The following is a 4,088-nucleotide window of genomic DNA, read 5'->3' on the forward strand; positions in this document are numbered from 1 at the left end:
CCTGCCGCGCGATCTGCGCCACCACGTGGCCAGCCGGGCCACCCATGCCCCGTGGGGTTGGGGGCTGGCCGACGCCGCGCTGGATGCCTGGCTGCTGGCACGCATGACCCCGGCGGGAGTGGTGCGGGTGCGCTACCATGGCGAACGGGAAACCCGCCTCCTGTCGCTCATGGCGCAGGCAGGCAACGGCGGGGCGCTCATCGACGCGGACGGGCGTACCTCGGTTGCCGGGCTGTTCGCCTGCGGTGAATGCGCCACCGGCATGCACGGGGCCAACCGCATCGGCGGGGCCATGGTGCTGGCCGCACAGGTCTTCGGGCACAGGGCAGGCATCGCGGCGGCCCTGCACGCCCATTCCGCCCTGTTGCCCCCGCCTCCCACCGCACCGGACGCGATGGAACACCAGTCTGCCCGCCACCCCCTGCGCCTGCGAGAGGCCATGCAGCGCAACTGCCTGCCGGGCTTGCCGGGCGAGGCGCTGCAAGCGGCGCGTCCCGACACCGTGGAGCCTGCCGGGGCAGAACGGCAGAGGCAGGATCTGGAGTTGTTCACGGAGCGGCTGAAGGCGCTGTTGCTGCTGCCTGCCGTGGGCCTGCTGGATCGTGCCCGCGTTCTTTCCTGCCTGACCGTGGCAGAGCACCGGCTGCGTCGCCTGCGCGCGGAGAGCGAGGCCGTGGCGCCAGCACCGGCGGCGTAAGCCCGCACCATATCCTTCCGTGCCGTGGCGCGCAGTCCGCGTCGTTCGGTCCCCTGCTCATCCCCTTGATACGGGGGGCGGCGCGTGCATGCGCGGCGTGCGGTCGCGCACGGCTGCGCCCTGCTGAGTCCTGCTGTGCAAGATTGCGCCATGCTGTGCAAGGTTGCGCCCTGCTGTGAATGGTTGGGCACGGTTGCGCACGATCAACTGCGGGCGAACCGGTCACGCCGCAATGCCGAACTGCCACGTGCAGCCCGGACAGGCATGGCTGCGCCGGCGCGCCGCGCGCAAAAGAAGAAGGCCGCCCCCGCGAACGGGAGCGGCCTTGAAATCAGGCGGAAACAAAGCTTACTTGATGATCTTGAACTCGCCGCGGCGGTTCTTGGACCAAGCAGCTTCGGTGTGACCTTCCACGGCGGGACGTTCTTCGCCGTAGCTGATCATTTCCAGCTGACCGGCGTTCACGCCGGACATCACCAGGTACTCGTAGGCGGCGCGAGCGCGGCGTTCGCCGAGGGCCAGGTTGTATTCCTGGGTACCACGTTCGTCGCAGTGGCCTTCCACCAGCACGCGGATGGAGGGGAACTTCTTCAGCACGTCGGCCTTCTGCTTCAGCACTTCCTTGGATTCGGCCTTCAGGTCGAACTTGTCGAAGTCGAAGTAGACTTTGGCGTCGGTGATGATCTGCTGGGCCCGGGCAAGGGCTTCCAGCTGAGCACGACGGGCCGAATCGTCTTCGGCGGCCATGGGGGCGCCGGTCGATTCGGGGGTGGCGGCGACCTGCTTCTTGGCGCAGCCAAAGCCGGTGGCGAGGACAAGGGCCAGAGTCAGGACAAGCCCAAAGCGCTTTGCGGTGTTCATGTGATTCCTCCTAGACAGCTCTTCGCTCCAATAGAATTATGCAGAGAACGGTTCCTTTCCTTTATCCCGTCCCGTTGGCTTCGGCCGCAACCCTAACACCCCCGGAATGGGACAGCAGTAATGGTATCTCTACGCCGTTTTTTGTCAAGATGGGGGATTGCGGTATCTCCACTTTCCCCCACGATTTTTTTGGTTTTGGCCCCTGGCGGGCGGTGGCGTGACCCTTTTCGGAAGTTCCACGATGCGTTGTGTCCGGAAGTCGTGAAACAAGCGCCCGGCAAGCGGCAGGTATCCGCCGAGCGGGATGTTCGCCCCTTGCGGCGCCGCGCCCGCGCGTTGCCTCCTAGTCGGGTATCATGCCCCAGTCCGGGAACGAGGCATCGCCCGCGCCAGTGGGCACCCGCTTGGCGTCGCCGCCGTGCCGGGTAATCAGGTAGATCTGCTTCGCGCCGCTGCGGGTGGAGGTGAACGCCAGAAAGTAGCTGTCGGGCGCGAAGGACGGCGTTTCGTCCGTACCGGGGCCGAAGGTTACCTGCCGTTCCGACTGGGTGACCATGTCGTACACGAAGATGCGGTGGCCAAAGTCGGTCATGCGGGCAAAGGCGATCAGCGTGCCGTCGGGGCTGATGGACGGGGCGGTGTTGTAGTTGCCGCTGCGGCTGATGCGCGTCACCTGCCCGGTGGTCAGGTCCTTCAGGAATATCTGCGGGCCGCCCAGGCGGCTGGAGCAGAAGGCCATCTTGGTGCCGGTGGCGTCGAACGAGGGCGAAACGTCGATGGAGGCGCTGTCCTCCAGCGGGCGTTCCTTCTGGAATACGTGGCTCAGCAGGAAGATGCCGGGGTTCTTGCCGGTGGAAAGGCTGACCGCCACCTTGTTGTCGGGCATGAAGGTGGGGCCGATGACGGTGTTGCCCGGAAACTTGATGCGCTGGGTCTGGCGGGTCAGGCGGTCCCACACCCCAAGGGCGTGGGTGCGGTCGTCCATGTGGCTGAACACGATGAACCGCGCGTCGGGCGACCACGACGGGGACATGGCCTCGCCCGGCAGGTTGGTGATCTGGCGCAGGTCACGGCCGGTGGGCTTGCTGAGCCACACGTCCTTCTTGTTCTTGCCGCCCGATTTCACGAAGGCCAGGGTGGACTTGAAGAATTCGCCCCGCCCGGTCAGGGCCTTCATGAGGTCGGAGCAGAACCGGTCGGCCACGTCGGGCAGCTGGGTTTCCTGGATGTCGTAGTAGCCCTTGCCGAACACCAGCTTGCCGGAATACGCCTCGTACACGCGCAGTTCCACAAAGGGCTTGCCGGGGGCGTCGCCCTGCGGCCAGCCCGCCGTGACCACAAGGTCGGTGCCCGCGATCTGGAAGCGCTTGAAGTCGATGTCCGGAGCCTTGTAGCTTTGCAGCACCGAACCGCCCAGGATGGCCTTGGGGTCGGTCAGGCGCAGGAACGGCAGAAAGCTCAGGTTCTCGCGAATGATTTCGTTCAGCTTCACGCCCTGCCCGGTCACCGGGGTGCCGGGGGTGGGGCCCAGCGGATCGGCAAGGGCAAGGTTCAGGCTGCCCTGGCCGGGGCCGTAGATGTCGATCTGCACGGGTCCGGCCGCAAGGGCCGGGGCGGCCAGCGCGCAGCACACGATGAGGCACACTGCCGCCAGAAGGCGGTGGATGGCATGATGCTGTCTCATCTTTTTCCGATCATTTCCTGAAGGTTGAAGGTGAGCAGAAGGTCCTGGTTTTCCGGGCTGGGCGGCGGCGGCAGCATGCCGGTCTTGCCCAGCGCCCTCAGGGCCGACGCGTCGAAGTCGGCCCGGCCCGAGGACTGCTCCACGCTGAAATCCCGTATCTGGCCGTTGGGGGCCACTTTCACCCGCACCTGCACCATGAGGTTCTCGCGGTTGGCGAGGGCGGGGAATTCCCAGTGGCAGCACACGATAGCCATGACCTGCCGCGTGAATCTGTCCCTTGGCGAGGAAGATGCCTGCTGCGGCAGATCGGTGTCTTGCGCGGCCTGGCTGCCAGACGCTCCGATGGCTTCGGGGGAATCGACCCCCAGGCGCCCGTTGGTGGCTGCGCTGGCAGAAGTCCACGGGCAGGCGCACGCCAACAGCCAGACTGCCAGACACGCGACACGGCATGCCGCGGAGAGGAGGCGTGTCGTGGGGCGCATGCTGCTCATCGCCTGCCCATCATTTCCTGAAGGTTGAAGACGAGCACCAGGTCCTGGAATTCCGCGCTGGGCGGCGGCGGCAGTATGCCGGTCTTGCCCAGCGCCTTCAGGGTCGACGAGTCGAAGTCGGCCCGGCCCGAGGACTGTTCCACGCTGAAATCCTGTATCTGGCCGTTGGCGGCCACCTTTACCCGTACCCGCACCATGAGGTTCTCGCGGTTGGCGAGGGCGGGGAATTCCCAGTGGCTGCGCACGATCTGCATGACCTGCATGGTATACACCCCGGCAATGCCGACGCCGCCGGAGCCTTCGCCCCCGCTGCCGTCACCGCCGCCCGCCGCGCCGCCGCCGCCCCCCTTGACGG

General features: G+C 66.5%; 5 protein-coding genes. 1 reads left to right on the forward strand and 4 read right to left on the reverse strand.

The genetic code is table 11. The features are described from left to right. On the forward strand, window positions 1-697 hold a 697-nt coding region (locus tag FVW20_RS08545; RefSeq protein ID WP_196609088.1), incomplete at its 5' end, for an FAD-binding protein. 348 nt (window positions 698-1,045) lie between these two features. Here the strand turns inward: FVW20_RS08545 and pal are convergent. The 4 genes from pal to FVW20_RS08565 form a co-directional block, all read right to left on the reverse strand. Further along, the gene (gene pal, locus FVW20_RS08550) at window positions 1,046-1,558 is read right to left on the reverse strand and encodes a peptidoglycan-associated lipoprotein Pal (RefSeq protein WP_196609089.1); all 513 of its coding nucleotides are present in this window, start codon (window positions 1,556-1,558) and stop codon (window positions 1,046-1,048) included. 343 nt (window positions 1,559-1,901) lie between these two features. Next, entirely contained in the window at window positions 1,902-3,242 is a 1,341-nt protein-coding gene (gene tolB, locus FVW20_RS08555; protein ID WP_196609090.1) for a Tol-Pal system beta propeller repeat protein TolB, read from the reverse strand. Continuing rightward, window positions 3,239-3,733, reverse strand: coding sequence for an energy transducer TonB (locus FVW20_RS19990; RefSeq protein ID WP_307831440.1), 495 nt, complete (start codon window positions 3,731-3,733; stop codon window positions 3,239-3,241). The genes tolB and FVW20_RS19990 overlap by 4 nt, the downstream gene beginning before the upstream one ends. Further along, the coding region (locus tag FVW20_RS08565) for an energy transducer TonB (protein WP_196609091.1) at window positions 3,730-4,088 on the reverse strand (359 nt) is incomplete at its 5' end. The genes FVW20_RS19990 and FVW20_RS08565, both read right to left, overlap by 4 nt.

The sequence above is a fragment of the Nitratidesulfovibrio oxamicus genome (assembly GCF_015731765.1).
Classification (GTDB): Bacteria; Desulfobacterota; Desulfovibrionia; order Desulfovibrionales; family Desulfovibrionaceae; genus Cupidesulfovibrio; species Cupidesulfovibrio oxamicus.